This window comes from Brevibacillus thermoruber 423 (genome assembly GCF_000454065.1).
Lineage (GTDB): Bacteria > Bacillota > Bacilli > Brevibacillales > Brevibacillaceae > Brevibacillus > Brevibacillus thermoruber.
The window spans coordinates 626068-644720 of record NZ_KE695649.1 but is presented as its reverse complement, the minus strand read 5'-3'; the positions used below and the strand labels follow the sequence as shown (position 1 = coordinate 644720).

The window sequence follows — 18653 nt, the reverse complement described above, 5'->3', positions numbered from 1 at the left end:
ACGTGAAGACGCGATACTCCCGGCAGATCCTGTTCCCCCCCATTGGCCGGACCGGCCAGGAACAGCTTCTCCAAAGCCGCGTGGCCATCGTCGGCATGGGCGCGCTGGGAACGGTGCTGGCCAACCACATGGTCCGGGCCGGCGTCGGTTTTGTCCGCCTGATCGACCGCGACTTTGTGGAGCCGAGCAACCTGCAGCGGCAGATGCTGTACGACGAAGACGACGCCCGCCAGCACCTGCCCAAGGCGATCGCCGCCCACGCCAAGCTGGCGCGGATCAATTCGGAAGTGACAGTCGAGCCGGTGGTGGCCGACCTGACGGCTCACAATGCGGAAAAGCTGCTCGCCGACGTCCAGCTCGTCCTGGACGCCACGGACAACTTTCAGGTTCGCTATCTGATCAACGACGTCTGCGTCAAGCACGGCATTCCCTGGGTGTACGGCGGGGCGGTCAGCGCGACCGGCACGTTTGCGGCGATCCGGCCGGGGATTACCCCCTGCCTGCGCTGCCTCTTTCCGGAAGCGCCCAATCCGGGGGAGATGCCGACCTGCGACACGGCCGGCGTAATCGGCCCGATCATTCACATCGTCGCCTCCTACCAGGCGACGGAAGCGTTGAAACTGCTGGTGGGCGACCAGGAAGCGCTCAACCCCCATCTGGAGCACTTCGACATCTGGAACAACCGCCACCAGCAGATCCGCGTGCAAAACGGCCGGCGGGCCGACTGCCCGACCTGCGGACAGCGCCAGTTTTCCTATCTGATGCCGGACACCCAGGAGGGGCAGGCCGTCTCCCTGTGCGGCCGCGACACGGTGCAGATTTCGCCGGCGGCCGGCGCGCAGCTCGACCTGGACCAACTGGCGGAACGGCTGGCTCCGTTGGGGCAGGTCAAGCGAAACAAGTTTCTCCTCCGCTTTCACGTCGACCCGCACACGCTGGTCGTCTTCCCCGACGGCCGCGTGCTGGTGCAGGGAACGGACGACATCAGTCTGGCCCGCACGCTGCATGCGCGGTACATCGGTGCGTAAACCGGCGAAAACCGGCCGTCCGTTCGCTCCGACCGGCCACCGCCGCCTTGTGACCGCGCGGGCAGGGACCGCTGCTTTCGTGGATGGCTGGCAGAAGGCGCGGCGAACGGCTGCCCGCAGCCATATATAGTAGTAAGGAAGCGACTGGCAACGCCCCCCTTGCCGCTGTCAAACGGACGGCGGCCTTTTTTTCAGGCTGGCGGAGGTGGAGATTTCCAGGAAAGGGAGTTCATGTCGCATACATTTGCCTGTTGGGGTTATAGTAAGTCTGGACATTTCTTCGCAGGTACGCGGAACGCTGCAAAATGATTTTTTGACTGATTTTGTGAAGCCATCATGAATTTTGGGGTAGAAGCCGAGCAGCAAATCGAGTATAATAGGGGCGTATCGAAGAAACGAAACTGCGTTTCATCAGATGAAACTCCAAGAGGATAAGGGAGGTTGTGAACTTTGGCTAAACACGATGCTTACAACGTGAAGTCTTCCCTGCAAGTGGGCGGCAAAACGTACGCGTACTACCGCCTGCAAGGCTTGGAAGAACAAGGAATCGGCGAAGTTTCCAAGCTGCCGTTCTCCATTAAAGTGCTGCTGGAAGCGGCTGTGCGTCAGTTTGACGGCCGCGCCATCACCAAAGAACACGTGCAACAACTGGCCAACTGGACAAAAGGCCGCGACGAAAACAAGGAAGTGCCGCTCATGCCGGCCCGTATTGTTCTGCAAGACTTTACGGGTGTGCCGGCCGTCGTCGACCTGGCTGCCATGCGCATCGCGATGAAGCGCGCCGGCGGCGATCCGAAGCGGATCAATCCGCTCGTACCGGTTGACCTGGTCATCGACCACTCCGTCATGGTTGACGATTTCGGCAACGACAAGGCGCTGGAAAACAACATGAAGCTGGAATTCGAACGCAACCAGGAGCGCTACCGCTTCCTGCGCTGGGCGCAAACCGCGTTTGACAACTTCCGCGCCGTTCCGCCGGCAACCGGTATCGTGCACCAGGTAAACCTGGAGTACCTGGCAACTGTCGTGGCAACCCGCGAAGTAAACGGCGAACTGGTGGCCTTCCCGGACTCCCTCGTCGGCACCGACTCCCACACCACGATGATCAACGGTCTGGGCGTGCTGGGCTGGGGCGTCGGCGGCATTGAGGCGGAAGCCGGCATGCTTGGCCAACCGCTCTACTTCGTCACCCCGGAAGTTGTCGGCTTCAAGCTGACCGGCACCCTGAAAGAAGGGGCAACCGCAACCGACCTGGCGCTGACCGTTACGCAAATGCTGCGCAAAAAAGGCGTGGTCGGCAAATTCGTTGAGTTCTACGGCCCGGGCCTGTCCAACATCTCGCTGGCAGACCGCGCGACCGTCGCCAACATGGCGCCTGAATACGGCGCAACCATGGGCTTCTTCCCTGTCGACGCCGAAACGCTCAACTACCTGCGTCAAACCGGCCGCAGCGAAGAGCAAATCGCCCTGGTGGAAGCGTACACCAAAGCGCAAGGCCTGTTCCGCACCGACGACACGCCGGATCCGGTCTTCACCGAAACGCTGGAACTGGATCTGTCCACCGTCGTGCCCAGCCTGGCCGGTCCGAAGCGTCCGCAAGACCGCGTCGAACTGACCAACATGAAGGAATCCTTCAACAACAGCCTGCGCACGCCGATCGAAAAAGGCGGCTTCGGCCTCTCCGAAGAAAAGATCAAGGCGGAAGCAACCGTCACCTACCCGAACGGCGAGACGGCAACCCTGAAAACCGGTTCCGTCGTCATCGCAGCCATCACGTCCTGTACCAATACATCCAACCCGAGCGTAATGCTGGGCGCCGGCATCCTGGCGAAAAAAGCTGTGGAAAAAGGACTGAAAAAACCGCCGTTCGTGAAGAGCTCGCTGGCTCCGGGTTCCCGCGTCGTGACCCAGTACCTGATCGACGCCGGCCTGATCGATTCGCTCAACGCGCTCGGCTTCAACGTGGTCGGTTACGGCTGCACCACCTGCATCGGTAACTCCGGTCCGCTGCCGGAAGAAACCAGCAAGGCGATCGCCGAAAACGACCTGACCGTGGCAGCCGTTCTGTCCGGTAACCGCAACTTCGAAGGCCGCATCCACGCGCAGGTAAAAGCGAACTACCTCGCTTCCCCGCCGCTGGTCATCGCGTACGCCCTGGCCGGCACCGTGGACATCGACCTGACGAAAGACCCGATCGGCATCGGCAAAGACGGCCAGCCGGTTTACCTGAAAGACATCTGGCCGACGCCGCAAGAGCTGGCGGAAGCGATGAACAAGGCGATGAATCCGGAACTGTTCCGCGCCCAATACGCGAACGTGTTTACGCAAAACAAGGCATGGAACGAAATCGACGCACCGAAAGGCGACCTCTACGAGTGGGATGAAAACTCCACCTACATCCAGGAGCCGCCGTTCTTCAAAGACCTTACCGGCGACGTCGGTCACATCGAAGAGATCAAAGGCGCACGCGCACTGGCTCTTCTGGGCGATTCCGTCACCACCGACCACATCTCGCCGGCGGGCAACATCTCGCCGACCAGCCCGGCAGGCCTGTTCCTGCAGTCCAAAGGCGTGGAACGCAAGGATTTCAACTCCTACGGCGCTCGCCGCGGCAGCCACGACGTGATGATGCGCGGTACGTTTGCCAACATCCGCATCCGCAACCAAATCGCTCCGGGCACCGAAGGCGGCGTAACCAAGTACCTGCCGACCGGCGAAATCATGTCCATCTACGATGCGTCCATGAAGTACCAAGCAGACGGCACGCCGCTGGTGGTACTGGCCGGTAAGGAGTACGGTACCGGTTCCTCCCGCGACTGGGCGGCAAAAGGTACGTTCCTGCTCGGCATCAAAGCGGTAATCGCGGAAAGCTTCGAGCGCATCCACCGCTCCAACCTGGTGGGCATGGGCGTGCTCCCGCTGCAGTTCGCCGACGGCCAAAGCTGGAAATCGCTCAACATCGACGGTACGGAAACGTTTGACATCGTCGGCTTGAACGACAACGTACAGCCTGGCCAACGCCTGAAAGTGAAGGCAACCCGTCAGGACGGCAGCCAGTTCGAATTCGACGTCATCGTCCGTCTCGACTCGATGGTGGATGTCGACTACTACCGCAACGGCGGTATCCTGCAAACCGTCCTGCGTCAACTGCTGGACGAAGGCAAACCGGTAACGGCTTAACAACCAACATTCCTTACAGCACCCGCATGAAACAGGCAAGCGAACGCTTGCCTGTTTTGCGTGTGGAGGGAGCGCCGCCCTTGTAAAAAACGCATGCATGTTCGCCCGGCTGGCAAGGCATCCTTATGAGAGAGGGAAAACGCCTGCGAAAGCGGCAAAACAAGGGGGCATGCTGTCATGAACGGGCAGGACTTTGAACGGCGGTACGCGGCGTACAAAGCGGACGGCGAGCGGCAGGCCAGGCAGGAAAACGGGCCGGACGCAGCGCCGGCTCCGGTGCAGGAACGGATCGTCGCCGTGCGCAAAAACGAAGACGGCAATCTGATCGCGTTTCAAACCGAGTCCGGGCGGGAGCTGGATTACGTGACCGCCCTGCAGGAAGCGAAAGCGGGCCGCCTGGCACATGTCGACGTGTTTCACAAGTACGGCCGCGACATCCTGCGCAGCGAACCGGACGGAATCAAGGAAAACAATTTGGACAACCTGCCGGAGTTTTGAAAAACAGGCGTCTGATTGCGGTCAGACGCCTGTTTCTTTCCAAGTATCGGCAACAAAAAAGCTGCCGGACGTTCCCGACAGCGCGCAGCGTTCGTTTTGGACATGGTCGCTTTCGTCGTGTGCTATTTCATCATTTTGCCCATCCGGTACGCGGCCTCCATGATCGGACGGGCAAATTCGCGCATTTTTTCCGGCGTCAGCCGGTTGGACGGCCCGGACGCGGCGATGGCGGCCACCAATTTGCCGTTGCGGTTAAAAATCGGGGCGGCTACGGCGGCGGCCCCCAATTCCCGTTCCTCCACGCTGGTGGCAAAACCCTGCGCCCGAATCTGCTCCAACTGCTCCAGGTACGCCTCCCGATCGATCGATTCCGGCCAGTTGGGATCGTTCAGCACGGCCTCCAGCACCTCCGGCTCGGCGTACGCCACCAGCACCTTGCTGGACGCGCCCACGAAAAGCGGCATGCGGGCCCCGATGGGCGCCACCCGGCGGATCGGCTGGTTGCTCTGCACCGCCTGGATGCGGATCCGCTCGTTGCCGTCGCGCACGTACAGGCTGACGGTCTCGCCCACCAGGTCGCGCAAACGCTCCATCTCCGGCAGCAGGACGGTGGCAGGGTCATCGGAATGGGTCAAATTGGCGGAAAGCTCCCAGATCCGAAAGCCGAGCCGGTATTTCTCCGTCTGTGCGTCACGGATCAGGAAGCCTTTGTTTTCCAGGGTCGCCAGCAGCCGGTGCACCGTGCTTTTATGCAGAGAGAGGCGGCTCGCGATCTCGCTTAGGCCCAGATCGGTCGAGTCCGTGAAACAGAGCAGGATGTCCAGCGCCCGCTCCACCGCCCGCACGTTTGTTTTTGGCTCTTCCATGTGTTCTCACCCGCTTTCGTTTTGGAATGTCACCGATCGTTTCACTAGATGAAATATGGTTCTACTCTTCAGTATAGAAAAAAGGCGGACGCACGTAAAGCGGAAAAGCGCCGTTCCCGGGCGGCCCAAACGATGTAGTACAACCGTATCCCCTGCAGGCGGACTTGCCGTGCCGCGTCCAGCAGCAAAAAGGCAGCCGCTTTCAAGGCGGCTGCCTGCGTGTGCCCACCGGGACGGGGCCGCGATGGCGCTTCTTAGAAATCGAAATTGTCCGGGTCGGGACCGAACCGCTTGTTTTGATTCAGCGCGCTGATGCGCTCCATGTCCTCGCCGCTCAGCGTGAAGTCGAACACGTCCGCGTTTTGACGGATGCGCTCCGGCGTGACCGATTTCGGGATGACGACCACGCCGTTTTGCAAATGCCAGCGCAGGACGACCTGTGCGGGCGTCTTGCCGTACTTTTCGCTCAGTTCTATCAGCAGCGGCAGGTCCAGATTGCCTTTCATCAACGGGCTCCACGCTTCCAGCTGGATGCCGTTTTCCTTGCAGTATGCGCGCAGTTCCCGCTGGGTCAGAAGCGGATGGCATTCCACCTGGTTTACGGCCGGCACAATCTCGCTTACCTTGCGCAGCTCCTCCAGATGGTGCACCTGGAAGTTGCTTACGCCGATCGCCCGCACGTAACCTTCGCGATACAGCTTCTCCAGCGCCTTCCACGTCTCCAGATACTTTTCCTTGACCGGCCAGTGCACCAGATAGAGATCGAGGTATTCCAGGCGGAGCTTTTTCATGCTCTCGTTAAACGCCTTCAATGTCGTCTCGTAGCCCTGATCAGCGTTCCACACCTTGGTCGTGATAAACAGTTGATCGCGGGCGATGCCACTGTCCTTGATCGCTGTGCCGACGCCGGTCTCGTTTTCGTAGATGGCCGCCGTGTCAATGCTGCGGTAGCCCACTTCGATGGCGGTGCGAACCGCGCGCTGCACTTCTTCCCCCTCGTTTGCCTTGTAGACGCCCAGACCCAGCCACGGCATGCTGACTCCGTTGTTCAATACAGTGCTGTCTCCGATATGCGTTGCCATTTGGATCTCCTCCCGTCTTTTCCAATATGTATAAGCGTATATAGTGTAACACAACCATACTTCCAAAAAAAGGCGAAAACTGTTTGGAACCTGCTTCATCCGGAGATAGGCGCACGCACCGGATGCCGTCTCTTTCATCAGTACAACCGCTTTGTATAGCTCTCCTGCAGCGCTTCCTCCACCTGCCTGGAGGTAAAGCCGGGCCCGTTCATGTTGGCGTGGTCCGCCAGCACCTGGGCCATGGCCGGCAGATTCTCCCTGTCCAGCCACGCTTCCGGCTGCCACAGGCGGGAGCGCTTGAACGCCTTGGCACAGTGGACGAAGCACTCCTCCACCCGCACCCCGATGCCGACGACCGGCACCTTGCCGTTTACCGCCATCCGGCTCAGGATGTCGGCGTCCCGGATGACGCAGGCCCGGCCGTTGACGCGCAGCGTTTCTTCCAGACCGGGGATGAGAAAGATCACCCCCACCCGGGGATTGGTCAGGATGTTGCGCATCGAGTCCATCCGCCGGTTGCCGGGTCGTTCGGGAATGACCAAGTGAAGGTCATCCAGCACGTGAACAAAGCCCGGCCCATCCCCGCGCGGCGACGCGTCGCAGTTGCCGGCGGCGTCCGCCGTGGCCAGAACCAGAAACGGCGATTTGGCAATGAACGCCCGGCAGTGCCGGTCCAGGCGGTCAATGGCCTTCCGCTTTACCAGTTCCTTCGGCTCGCCCAACAGTTCGCGCAGCTCCGCCTCGGCGGTCACCACGTCCCGAAAGATCGTCTCCTTTTCCACCCGATTACACCCTTCCTTGCCGGTGTTTGTCACTGCTACTGCCTATCATCGCACAGAATCGTCCGGCGATTGGGGCAATTCAAAACGGACATGAGGCACGAAATCAACCCGCTCATCACGTGAAGCGGTCACCGGACTCTGCCGGTTTGCGGCAGGCTGTCATGCGCTATCGCCTGACATCCAGCAGTACTTTCCCCGTACTTTGTCTGCTCTCCACCCACTCGTGGGCTTTGGCCGCTTCTTCCAGCGGAAACCGCCTCCCGATCTTGATGCGCAGACGCCCGTCGGCCAGCAGGCGAAACACCTGCTCCGCCGTGTCGCGCAAGAGATGGGGACGCATTTTCCGGGTCGTGCCGAAGCTGAATCCGAGCACGGAGCGGCAGCTTGCATGCAAGTCTTTTGTCGCAAACGTCCCGACGGCCCCGCCTGCATTGCCGAAGTGAACCAGCCTGCCGTACGGAGCGAGGCAGGTCATGCTTTTTTCCGAGACCCATCCGGAAATCGAATCCAGGATGACATTGGCCCCTTCCCCGTTTGTGAGCTGGTTTACCTTTTCCGCAAAGTCTTCCCGCTCATAGCAGATGACGTGATCCGCACCGGCTTCCAGAGCGGCCGCCGCTTTTGCCTCGCTGCCGACCGTCCCGATGACGAGGCCGGCGCCCAGAATTTTGGCCAACTGGATCGCCGTCGTGCCGATGCCGCCTGCCGCGGCATGGATCAGGACCGTTTCGCCCGGTTCCAGTCTGGCCACATCGGCGAGCAGTTTGTAGGACGTAAAGGAAACGACCGGACAGGCCGCTGCCGTATCCACATCCACCTCGTCGGGGAGTGCAAAGGTGAGCTGTTCGTCCGCGACCGCATACTCCGCGTACGACCCGTGCTGCGGAAACGCAATCACGCGCTGGCCCACCTTGACGTGCTTCACGTCGGCCCCCACCCGCTCGACAATTCCGACCGCATCCAGGCCGGGAATGAACGGGAGCGTGCCTGTCCCCTTTTTCCCGTACCTCGATTTAATATCAGCAAAATTCACGCTGGTTTTTTCGACACGAATTAATACTTGTCGGGAATGGATCTCCGGCATTTCCACGTCCGTGTAGATCATCGTTTCCGGTCCGCCAAACTGCGTGACCACGATCGCTTTCATCCCTTCATTCCCCCCAACGGCCGTTTTCCCATTATTTCTTTAGGGCTTCCTCATTTCCTCCTCGTTTCGTCCAGTCAGCTGCGAGCCGCTGCTTCCGGCTGGGACGTACCCGTGCCCCCTTCGTCGCGAAACCCGCGAATGGTCTCAAGCAGCTTCCGCATCGAACTGGACGAGATCGCGTCGCGCCGGCGGATGAACACCGTGGAGACGCGGCCGAATTCGCGCGGAATGGAATGGCAGCGGATGCGCCCCGCCGCTTCCAGGTGAGCGACGGCTGCCCTGGGCACGAGCGAGACCCCCAATCCGGAGGCGACCACGGCCAAAATCGTCTCCAGCGTGCCAAACTCCATGATCCTCGCCGGTGTGATCCCTTCCGCCGCAAGCCACTGCACCAATCGTGCCCGATAGCCGCAGCCGGAGCGAAACACGAGCAGCGGCCTGGTTTTGCATTCGTCCAGCGAATGGGGGGCGCCGTCGCCGCTCGCGATCAGGACAAGCTCTTCTTCCGTCAAGAGCTCCTGGACAATCTCCGGATGCTCGATCGGTCCGCTGACAAACGCCCCGTCCAGCTCATAGGCCAGCACTTCGTTCACCAGGTGTTCCGTCACCCCGGTCACCAGAGACAGATCGACGCGCGGATAACGCCTGCAGTAGACGGACAGGATCGCAGGCAGGCAGGATACCGTCTCGACGGAGCCGATCAACAGCGGGCCGGACGGATTCTCCTCGTCCTGAAACGCCTTTTCCATCTCGTCCATCATCGCCAAAATCTTCTGCGCGTAGGCCAGCAGCTTTCTGCCGTCGGGATTCAGCGTCACCCCTCTCGCGTGCCGGTAAAACAAGGACGTTCCCAGCTCCCGCTCCAAATGTTGAATGCGCGCCGTCACGTTGGACTGCACGTAATTGAGCTCCCGGGCCGCCCGGCTGACGCTGCCGTGCTCGGCGACGGTTTGAAAAATGCGCAGGTCGCTCAGTTCCACTTCGTTCCTCTCCCTTCCGTTCCGGTATCAATCATAGTGATGCACACGATCATTTTCAATCATTTTACATGATGAAATTTCCGGAATATGATGGTGATCGTGAAATTTGGTCAAGGTAAGGGAAAGGCAGGCAGGTGCAGCGACATGAACACCAACCACATCCTGAAAGGGGCTTTTTTGTGCCTGATCGCCAGCGTGGCGTGGGGGGCGATGTTCCCCGTGGCCGAAAGCGCGTTTGCGCATCTCGATCCGTTTTTCTTTTCCGTCATCCGCTACTCCGCCGTCTCCGTCATCCTGCTGGTCCTCTTGTGGCTGAAGGAAGGCGGGCGGGCGCTTCGCTTCGACGGCCGCGGCGCACCGCTCTGGTTCTTCGGCACGATGGCGTTTACCGTCTATAACCTGTTGGTCTTTTGGGGCCAAAACCGCTTGGGCACGTCGGGCGTGATTCTCGCCTCGGTGATGGAAGCGCTGATGCCGATGATTTCGGTGCTGGTGCTGTGGATCTGGAGTCGGAAGCGGCCGGCGCCGTTTACCGTCGGCTGCATCGCGGTGGCCCTCGTCGGCTGCTTCCTGGTGATCACCAAGGGGGATTTCCACGCGTTTCTCCTGGGAGCCGACCGGCTGTTTCCGGTTCTCGTGATCTTCGTCGGCGTCCTGGGCTGGGTCATCTACACGATCGGCGGCGATGTCTTTGCCGAATGGTCCGTGCTGCGCTACTCCACGCTGAGCTGCGTGCTGGGCACCGCCACCTCGCTTGCGGTCGTCCTGGTGCTGGCCGCTTTCGGCCTTTTGTCCGTCCCTTCGCTGCCGTCGATCTGGTCGGCCGGCCCCGAGCTCGGCTTCATGATCCTGGTCGCCGGCGTGCTGGCGCTGGTCAGTTGGAATGCGGGCGTGAAGCAGTTGACGCCGATCAACGGCATCCTGTTTATCAACTTCGTGCCCGTCACGACCTTTGTCATCTCCGTCATGCAGGGGTATCGCCTCACCCTGTTTGACGCCGGCGGAACGCTCCTGATCATCGCGGCGCTGGTCGCCAACAACCTGTATCAGCGCAGACAGCTCAAGCTGTCCGCCGCGGCGGCCCGCGCAACCTCGTAACAAGTCGGTCGCTGCATTGGGCAGCACCGTCCTCATCCGTGCAGCAAAAAAGACCACCTGACGTCAAGGTGGTCTTTTCGGTATCTATTTGTTGATGCTGCTCAATACATCGTTCCATTGTGATTCATGGTCTTTGGAGATGACACTTCCCTGTCTTGTCGTCAGCCGAAAATCCTTTTCTCCCTTCAAGAACACCAGGTATTCTTTGCCTACTTCCACATCAGCCGGCAAATTGATTACGGTACTGTCCTGGTCGAGCTGTCCTTTGTACGCTTGCAAAATGTCTGCCGTAACGGTCTTTACATACTCGTTTTCATGCACGACTTCCACAGGCATGACATGAAGCACAAAATCGGATTGATCTATCAATTCTTCCGTACTGCTGGCCTTCTCTACGATGTGAACGTTCTTTTTCGTCAGCCGCTTTGCCTCCGGAGAATTTTGAATGTATGTCACCATGTCGTCTTTCTTTCTGTTCATCACAATGTTTTCATTGCCACGTAATTGATTCTTGTCGATTTCAATGATCGTCTCCTCTCCTATCGGCGTATAGACAGGCCGGGGATACAGCTCATGTTCCCAGTATTCCAGAAACAACAAATACTCTTTCCCTTTTTTCAACGCATCTTTCGCTTCATACACATCAATTGACTTCGCGTTTACATTCCCTTTCAATTCCGTTTTCACAGCGACAGTGTATCGGTATGTGTTGGTGCTGCTGAATTTCGCTTCATCCACAACTTCGCCAATCACGACATGGTCGGAAGCCTTTAAGGCATCATCTACGTTTGTTATTGCTGTCACGGTTTCTCCTTCCCTGCTGGTAATGTGCAAAGAAGCATCACGATGATCCGGCGCGCATCCTGTGATTACAAGCCAGGATAGGATGGCCATTGTGAAAACTTTCTTCAGCTGTTTCACAATAAATCCTCCAATCTTGAAAGGATTAATATATTTGAACAAGATGATTCTTATCCCTCGATGTCAATGTGGTTACTTCGCTGGCGGTCCCATACATGACATCATTTGAATTGCCAGAATGCCCACGCCAGCCAAGAGCGTGTCCGAATTCATGAGTGGTTGTTTTTTTGTATCCGTTTGACGTTTTTCCGTCTATTTGCACGATATATACGTTCACAGGTGAGCCGATTTTGTAACTTTGCTTCAGTGAAGTACCGTATTGCCAATCGCCTTCATACGTTAATGTTCCATCATAGACAGTGAGACCAGTATTTGAACTGCTCAAACTTGGTTCCATTGCTTTCAACGTATTGTACGTTCCCCCGTAAATATTTATATTCGCATCAGATTTTTCATCAACTCCATCACTTGAAATCCCTGCTGTGCGCCATTGACTCATCGCGTGACTAACATAGGATGCAAAAGCAGAAGTCGCTATGCTCTTGTCCATCATCCCTGCCCACACATACCGTTTCGTACTCCACCTACTGATAATATCCTTGTCGGAGTACCAATAGGAGATCTTTCCCAACGTCGCAGCATAGGCAATGCCAGCACTTGAGGAAACAATCCCCATACAAACCGCTAGGAAAAGCAACGTTTTCTTCAATGTTCAACACCACCACAAATTCCAAATTTTTCTACTACAACATATTAAATCATATTTTTAGAAAACGCAACATAAATATGTATTTATTACCAATTAATAATGGCGTTGACCGCACACGTGCGGCTGAAAAACACGAAACGGAAGCAAGTCCCCTATCTGGGGCCGCTTCCGTTTTCGTCGTTCGCTTCTCCATGACCATCGAATGCAGCAGTGCGGCCGCTTGTCAATCCGCCTTCAGAACGGCCACTCCAATTTGGTGCCGATCACGTGGTCGAGCGGAATAAAGCCGATGTCCCGACTGTCCCGGCTGTTGTTGCGGTTGTCCCCCATCACGAAGATGTGGTTGTCAGGCACGACGACTTTCCCCAGGCCGTCGTACTGGGCCGTCTCCTTGATGTACGGTTCGTCCAGCGGCTTGCCGTTGCGGTATACCAGGTGATCCTTAAATTCCAGGACGTCGCCCGGTTTGCCGATCACCCGCTTGACGTACATGAAATCTTCCTTCTGGTTGCCCAGCATCAGGTGAATCAACGGATGGCCCAAGAGGTCATCCCGGAATGTCCGCTTTCGGTTCACGCGGCTGTCGATCACGACGATGTCGCCGTAATCGGGCAGGTACGAAAAGGTGTGGGGGAGTTTGGACACGTAGATTCTCTGCTGATCGTGCAGTGTCGGGTCCATGGAGTGGCCTTCCACCTTGAACGGCTGGAAGACGAAGATGCCCAGAACCAGCGCCAGCGTTGCCGCGAAGGCCAGGGAACGAATCCAATCCCAGATCTCTTTGAGCTTCACAGGCAGCCCGCCTTTCGTACAGGTTTGTCTACCACGTATGATAGCACAAATGCGGCTGCAAATTAAACGAGGCCCCTCCGTTCCAAACAGACACCCCTTGCAGGCAGCGGCGCAATCCCCGTGGATTCGTCCACTCGTGGGCAAGGGGTGATTGGGTTTCCGTTCTTTCTTTTCTTCTGGACAACCGTCAGGCCGTCACGTCCAGATTGGGATTGTAGCGCCGTACATACCGAAGCATGTCGTCTCCGGCCACCCGGCTGGACGCCGGACGATGCGGCTGCTGCGTCAGATGGGCGGCAAGCTGTTCCGCTCCTCTCTCCAGGCGTTTGCGGGCCGCATCCGGCAGCGTCAGCACGTGCGGCACGAGCAGCTGCAGGTACCAGATCCCCTGATGCTCCTCGGAGATGTCGATCTCCAGTTCGATGTCGCCGCTGTCAAACGCGAACAGGTGGTTGAACAGCGACGCTCTCGCTTCCGCGTCCAGGCCTGACACATCAAGCCTTTGCACGCTCAGGTAATGCTCGTCATTGAACAGGACAATCTGTTCGTCAATCGGTTGGTACTTCTTTTTCAGCGGGTCCATGTGCGTACCTCCGCTTCCTTTTGTCATATTTTTCAGAATAACGCAGCAACGGATGTTTCGGCAAGATCTGTCTGTCTGTTTGAGTGCGCTTAGGCACGGAAGGCCGACTTTTTACTGACCCGGTTTGCGCAAGTAGGTAGGGGTGCTCATGAAGGTGAGACAGTCGTTGTACCTGCTTGTACGCACATGTTTTCCAGAAAGCCTGCGGGATGATACCAAGCAGCAGGAGAAACGCCAAAATGTGATGAATACAAGAAGCCCCCGAACAGGGGACTTCTTCATTAACCGCCTACGCCGTGATCGTATTGGATGATGTTATCCTTGGCCGCTGCTATCGGACTTGCAGACCAAATGCCGCTAGACAATCCCAATACCAGAGCCAATGAAAGCAAAATCCCTTTCATCCTTTACCGCTCCTTTCATCATGACGGTTTGATAGGTTCTTTTTTGCTGATCCGATGCGTGTTGGAGATGCGCCCAGAACAATGCCGAACATCTTTTGAAGTTGTCATAATCCATCATCGTATCAGACAAAACAAGACACCTTACTGTTTCTTCTAGCCCTTCTTTCCATTTCCCTTTTTTCAATAAGTATACTGCCAATTGATAGCGGAATTGGATATGGTGGCTCAGTCGGACTACGTTTTGCTGTCCCTCAAAACGACTTATGCGCTCCCCGAACTGTTGAAGTACATGGTCGACGGAGAAACCGTACTCATTCGCCGATTTTAAAATTGTTACCAGGCCGGGCAGAACCTCATTCGGGTGATCGGCAAGAAACCGGATATAGTCCGGAAGAATATCAGTTTTCCCCGTGAGCATATCCAACGTATACGAATTGGCTGTTGCCCATAGGCGAAACTTCTGTACTTCTGCTTGACCGGTTTCGTCCAAGATTTCAAACCAGCTTAAATCTGCGTAAGCATCCACATAACGCTTCGCTTCTTCGTACTTCCCTTGATTTTTTAATGCTACACCTTTTAAGAGATACCCTTGTCCATAGTACACGACAAGATGCCGCTCCAATGGCCGCTCCGTTTTTTGCGTTTGGCCACTTTTCGGGTTTTTTCGCTTGCATATCTCGTCTTCGTACACGACATGGGCCAATTCCCTTAACTCGTCCGCGTATTTCTCAACGAGTTCCCACCTTCGTAGCGTGTAGCAGACATTGGCCAACTGCAGCAGTGCATCCAACTGATGATTCTCCGGCAGCCACTTTCGATAGGGGTCAAACCGGATAACAGCCTCCCAATTTTTCTCTGCATCAGTACCCTGTAAAGCTCGAAATAACCGGTATTGGCTCATTACAAAGCGCTCAGCGTGGCTATCTTTTTCGTTTTCAATCACTAGCTGATAAAAAGGAACTGACTCCTTTTGCTTCCCGCGTTCAAAGAGATGCTCGGCCACGGAAAAGAGAATGGAGACGTTCTTCGGGTTCTCCAGCAGCTTGGAAACAACCTGCTCCATGCAATCATGCCGACCGATCTCTGCGCATCGAACCAGAAATGGAACGACTCGTGACCTGGATACTTTTCCTTCGGAGAAACACTCTTCTTCGTACAGTTCGTACAACCATCCCGGAGCCTGACCCAAAGCCGCAGCCATCGCATCAAGCTGTCCGATCGTAATGACCCGCGGCGGATCGCCATTCAGCAATTCGTTCAAGTGTCCAGGATTAATGCCGGTCAACTCACCAAGTTTACTCAGCGTGTAATCGTGCTCCTTCAAGTGATGTTCAATTTCAGAGCGCAACGACCGCTGTCTCCCCATATAAGCACTCCCCCTTGAAAGGAAACAATTTTTTACTTTATTTTACAAAATTTGAGAATCGTTTGGAATCCCCATCCTGGAAATTTTTTGACATTCAAATTTCATTTATTGACCAACTCCATAACCCCCATCCAGCCTGTCCGTCTGTCCGACATCGTGCCGACAAGGAGCCAACCACGTCCCGGCTGTCCCAGAAAGCCAAAAAAAGGCCTTGCCGAATCGGCAAGACCTTTGCTGCTTCCCTCGTTTCCCTAGAACAGTGTCGATCCTTCTGCAAGCGCCTCGGCGTCCTCGCGGGTGATCAGCACGGCGCGGGGCTTGCCGCCGCTCTGGCCGGCGACGTAGCCGTCCGCCTCCATCATCTCGATCAGGCGGGCCGCCCGGTTGTACCCGATGCGGAAGCGGCGCTGAAGCGCGGAAGCGGAAGCCTGTCCCTGTTCCGCGACAAAGAGCAGCGCCTCGTGGTACAGCGGATCGTCGCCCATGTCGTACGACTGGACCTGCTGCTCCAGTTCCTCTTTGCTGAACAGGTAGGACGGCTTTCGCTGCTGTTTGATCGCGCGCGTGACCCGTTCGATTTCGTCGTCCGAGACGTAGTTCCCCTGCAGGCGGACGGGCGTGACCCCGCTCTCCAAAAAGAGCATGTCGCCCCGTCCCAACAGCCGCTCCGCCCCCGACTGGTCGAGGATGGTGCGGGAATCCACCTGCGAGAAGACGGCAAAGGCGAGACGGGTGGGCACGTTGGCCTTGATGTTGCCGGTGATGACGTCCACGGACGGCCGCTGGGTGGCCAGCAGCAGGTGAATGCCGCAGGCCCGCGCCTTTTGTGCGATGCGGATGATGCATTCCTCCACGTCCTGCGGCGAGACCATCATCAGGTCGGCCAGCTCGTCGATCACGATGACGATGTACGGCAGCGGCTGGTCGACGGTCTGGTTGTAGCGTTCGATGTCCCGCGCCCCCGCGTCGACGAAGAGGGCGTAGCGTTTTTCCATCTCCTCCACCGCCCACTTCAGGGCGGCCGTCGCCTGCTTGGCGTCCGTCACCACCGGCGTTACCAGATGGGGCAGATGGTTGTACGGAGCCAGTTCCACCATTTTCGGGTCGATCAGCAGCAGCCGCACTTGTTCCGGCGTCGCCTTGTACAAGAGGCTGACGATGATCGAGTTGATGCAGACGCTTTTCCCCGAACCGGTGGCGCCCGCGATCAGTCCGTGGGGCATCTTCTTGATGTCGGCGACGATCGGCTCCCCGCCAATGTCCATGCCGAGCGCCACGGCCAGGGGTGACGGATGCTCGCGGAATTTCGCCGAGCCGATGATCCGGCTGATCAGGACCGGCTGGCTGGTCAGGTTGGGCACCTCGATTCCGATGGCGTTGCGGCCGGGGATCGGCGCTTCGATGCGAATGTCCTTGGCCGCCAGGTTCAGTTTAATGTCGTCAATGAGGCTGGTGATTTTGTTCACCTTGACCCCCGGCGCCGGCTGCAGCTCAAAGCGCGTGACGGACGGCCCTTTGACGATGCCCACCACCTGGGCGTTGACGTTGAAATTGGCCAGCGTCTCCTCCAGGAGCAGTTTTTGGAGCTGCGTGTGCTCGTCGTCGTCTTCGCTCATCGGCGGGCTGGGGTCGAGCAGATCGAGCGACGGCAGCACGTAAGAGGCGGCCGGTTCCGCCGCTCCTACAGCCGACGATGCCCTTTCCTGCCCGACGGCGGAAGCGGACGATGCGGCGGTTTCTCCTGGGCTCGTCTCTTCCTCCCGGGCTGTCCACTCTGCGGCAGCATCCAGCCCGGCTGCTGCGGGCTGTTCATTATGGGCGCGAGCGGGCAGTACGGGAGCGGACGACTCCCATGAAGGAGAGAGCGGTTTTGCCGCCGATGCGTCGGACTTCGCTGCCGCCAGCGGTTCGACCGGCTCTTCCGGTGCCTCTGACTTCACTGCCGCCGGCGTTTCGGCCGGTTCTGTCGGCACTTCGGCCATGTCTCCCGCCGCTGTTTCGATGGGCTCTGCGGGCGATTCGCACTTGGCTTTCGCCGGCGCCTCCATCCCCCCATCCGCTGCGGCAGTCCCCGGGACAGAGGGCGGATTCGCCGCTGCGGCAGTCTCTGCCGTTTCCGTGTTCACCGCCGAGTCTGGAACGGAAGGGGCAACCGGGAGCGGCGGCTGGTTTCCGTCGGACCCGTCCTCCTTCCGGAAAACAGCCTGCGCCGCTGGAGCGTATTCTGTTCCCGCGTCCATCTTTTCCGACGGCACCGTCTCTGTCTCGAGCACCGTCTCTGTCTCGGGCACCGTCTCCGTCTCGGGCACCGTCTCCGTCTTTGCCACGGCCTCGGCCGCCGCCTTGTTTTTGAACACCAAATCGAGTGTTGTCACCGCATCGGACGCCGCCGCTTCTGCTTGTGCCTCCGGAACGGCCCGTGCGGCAGCAGCTTCCCCCGCACCCGTACCGGTCTCGGCCGCGGGCACTTCCCGCTTTGTCCACGGGAGCTTTGCAGCCGTTCCCGCTGCCGGTTCATCCGGCAGCGCCCACGCGCCGCGATCCGCCGAAACAGCGTCTGTCTCCGCTGCAGTCGGCACCTCCGTGCGGTCGCTCTCCGCGGCCGCCTCCCTGTCCGCCAGTTCCCGCTGGCTGTCCGCTCCGGCGTAGACGACCCCGGACGTCGTATGAATCCGGTGCTCCGTCTCCCGCGTGGACGGCGTCATTTTTCCGTATACCGGGGAGATGAACTCCGACGGTGTGTATGTACGTTTTTCCGCAGTCGGCCGTGCCGGGCGAAACGGCTCGGCTTTTCTCTCCTCACGGCGGACCGGTTCCACTCTCGCGCGGTCCGCTTCGCGCGGGAGACGCTCAGCTTCCCGCTTCCCTTGAAGGACTTCTGGCTTCACCTCTTCGTCGGGCTTCATCCCGTCCGCGGTGCCGCGGGCGGATGAGCCGCTGCGGAAGATCAAATCCGGCCCTCCGGAGGACAGACCGGCATCCCGCCCGGGCTTGTCCGCTTCCACCGGCCCTCTCTTCTTCGGCCGGCGAAGCTCCTCGTCCGAGATCACGGGAAAGCGAAAATGGCGCTGCTTCTCCCTTCTCGGCAGCTCCGGTTCCTGCTCGTCGCCCCGCTGTTTCGGGTAAATGCTCTTCGTCTTTGCCCGGAGCTGACCGGCGGACGGCCCGGCAGGCGGGCGATGGGCGTGTTCACGCTCCTGCTCCCACTCCTGCTCTTCTTCTCCCAGAATATATCGAATCAGCTTGTGCAGCCACGACCACATGTTGCAACGTTCCT

General features: G+C 58.3%; 15 protein-coding genes. 4 read left to right on the top strand and 11 right to left on the bottom strand.

Annotated elements, in window-relative coordinates; all coding sequences use genetic code 11:
• The first annotated feature begins 2 nt into the window (after positions 1-2).
• The 3 genes from M516_RS0108075 (at position 3) to M516_RS0108065 (ending at position 4706) form a co-directional block, all read left to right on the top strand.
• Positions 3-1028 carry a ThiF family adenylyltransferase gene (locus M516_RS0108075; protein ID WP_029098675.1) on the top strand — a complete coding sequence of 342 codons (1026 nt, stop codon included), beginning with the start codon at positions 3-5 and terminating at the stop codon, positions 1026-1028.
• A 450-nt stretch (positions 1029-1478) separates the two neighbouring features.
• The gene (acnA, locus tag M516_RS0108070; RefSeq protein WP_029098674.1) at positions 1479-4208 is read left to right on the top strand and encodes an aconitate hydratase AcnA; all 2730 of its coding nucleotides are present in this window, start codon (positions 1479-1481) and stop codon (positions 4206-4208) included.
• Between the two features lie 177 nt (positions 4209-4385).
• On the top strand, positions 4386-4706 hold the full coding sequence (locus M516_RS0108065; protein WP_029098673.1) for a DUF3892 domain-containing protein: 321 nt from the start codon (positions 4386-4388) through the stop codon (positions 4704-4706).
• Positions 4707-4828: 122 nt separating this feature from the next.
• On the opposite strand, the gene M516_RS0108060 is transcribed toward M516_RS0108065, so the two are convergent.
• The 5 genes from M516_RS0108060 to M516_RS23030 all read right to left on the bottom strand — a co-directional run bounded on the left by M516_RS0108060 (position 4829) and on the right by M516_RS23030 (position 9563).
• Positions 4829-5572: an IclR family transcriptional regulator gene (locus M516_RS0108060; RefSeq protein ID WP_029098672.1), complete on the bottom strand. Its 744-nt coding sequence runs from the start codon at positions 5570-5572 to the stop codon at positions 4829-4831.
• Between the two features lie 254 nt (positions 5573-5826).
• Positions 5827-6654, bottom strand: coding sequence for an aldo/keto reductase (locus tag M516_RS0108055; protein ID WP_029098671.1), 828 nt, complete (start codon positions 6652-6654; stop codon positions 5827-5829).
• Positions 6655-6791: 137 nt separating this feature from the next.
• Positions 6792-7436, bottom strand: a complete 645-nt coding sequence (locus M516_RS0108050) for a pyridoxamine 5'-phosphate oxidase family protein (protein WP_029098670.1) — start codon at positions 7434-7436, stop codon at positions 6792-6794.
• A 166-nt stretch (positions 7437-7602) separates the two neighbouring features.
• Positions 7603-8583, bottom strand: a complete 981-nt coding sequence (locus tag M516_RS0108045; protein ID WP_029098669.1) for a quinone oxidoreductase family protein — start codon at positions 8581-8583, stop codon at positions 7603-7605.
• Positions 8584-8657: 74 nt separating this feature from the next.
• The gene (locus M516_RS23030) at positions 8658-9563 is read right to left on the bottom strand and encodes a LysR family transcriptional regulator (protein ID WP_051188140.1); all 906 of its coding nucleotides are present in this window, start codon (positions 9561-9563) and stop codon (positions 8658-8660) included.
• Positions 9564-9707: 144 nt separating this feature from the next.
• Here M516_RS23030 and M516_RS0108035 point away from each other — a divergent pair, with 144 nt between their 5' ends.
• Positions 9708-10661 carry a DMT family transporter gene (locus M516_RS0108035; RefSeq protein WP_029098668.1) on the top strand — a complete coding sequence of 318 codons (954 nt, stop codon included), beginning with the start codon at positions 9708-9710 and terminating at the stop codon, positions 10659-10661.
• Positions 10662-10745: 84 nt separating this feature from the next.
• Here M516_RS0108035 and M516_RS0108030 read toward each other — a convergent pair whose 3' ends face one another.
• From M516_RS0108030 to M516_RS0108010, 6 genes are all read right to left on the bottom strand, one after another.
• Entirely contained in the window at positions 10746-11582 is an 837-nt protein-coding gene (locus M516_RS0108030; protein ID WP_029098667.1) for a hypothetical protein, read from the bottom strand.
• A gap of 25 nt (positions 11583-11607) precedes the next feature.
• A complete protein-coding gene (locus tag M516_RS25165; RefSeq protein ID WP_141669652.1) occupies positions 11608-12231 on the bottom strand; it encodes a matrixin family metalloprotease in 624 nt (207 codons plus the stop codon).
• Between the two features lie 234 nt (positions 12232-12465).
• A complete protein-coding gene (lepB, locus tag M516_RS0108025) occupies positions 12466-13023 on the bottom strand; it encodes a signal peptidase I (protein WP_029098666.1) in 558 nt (185 codons plus the stop codon).
• A gap of 187 nt (positions 13024-13210) precedes the next feature.
• Entirely contained in the window at positions 13211-13606 is a 396-nt protein-coding gene (locus M516_RS0108020; protein ID WP_029098665.1) for a hypothetical protein, read from the bottom strand.
• A gap of 357 nt (positions 13607-13963) precedes the next feature.
• Entirely contained in the window at positions 13964-15376 is a 1413-nt protein-coding gene (locus M516_RS0108015) for a helix-turn-helix domain-containing protein (protein ID WP_029098664.1), read from the bottom strand.
• A 251-nt stretch (positions 15377-15627) separates the two neighbouring features.
• Positions 15628-18639, bottom strand: coding sequence for a DNA translocase FtsK (locus tag M516_RS0108010; RefSeq protein WP_029098663.1), 3012 nt, complete (start codon positions 18637-18639; stop codon positions 15628-15630).
• Between the last annotated feature and the right edge of the window lie 14 nt (positions 18640-18653).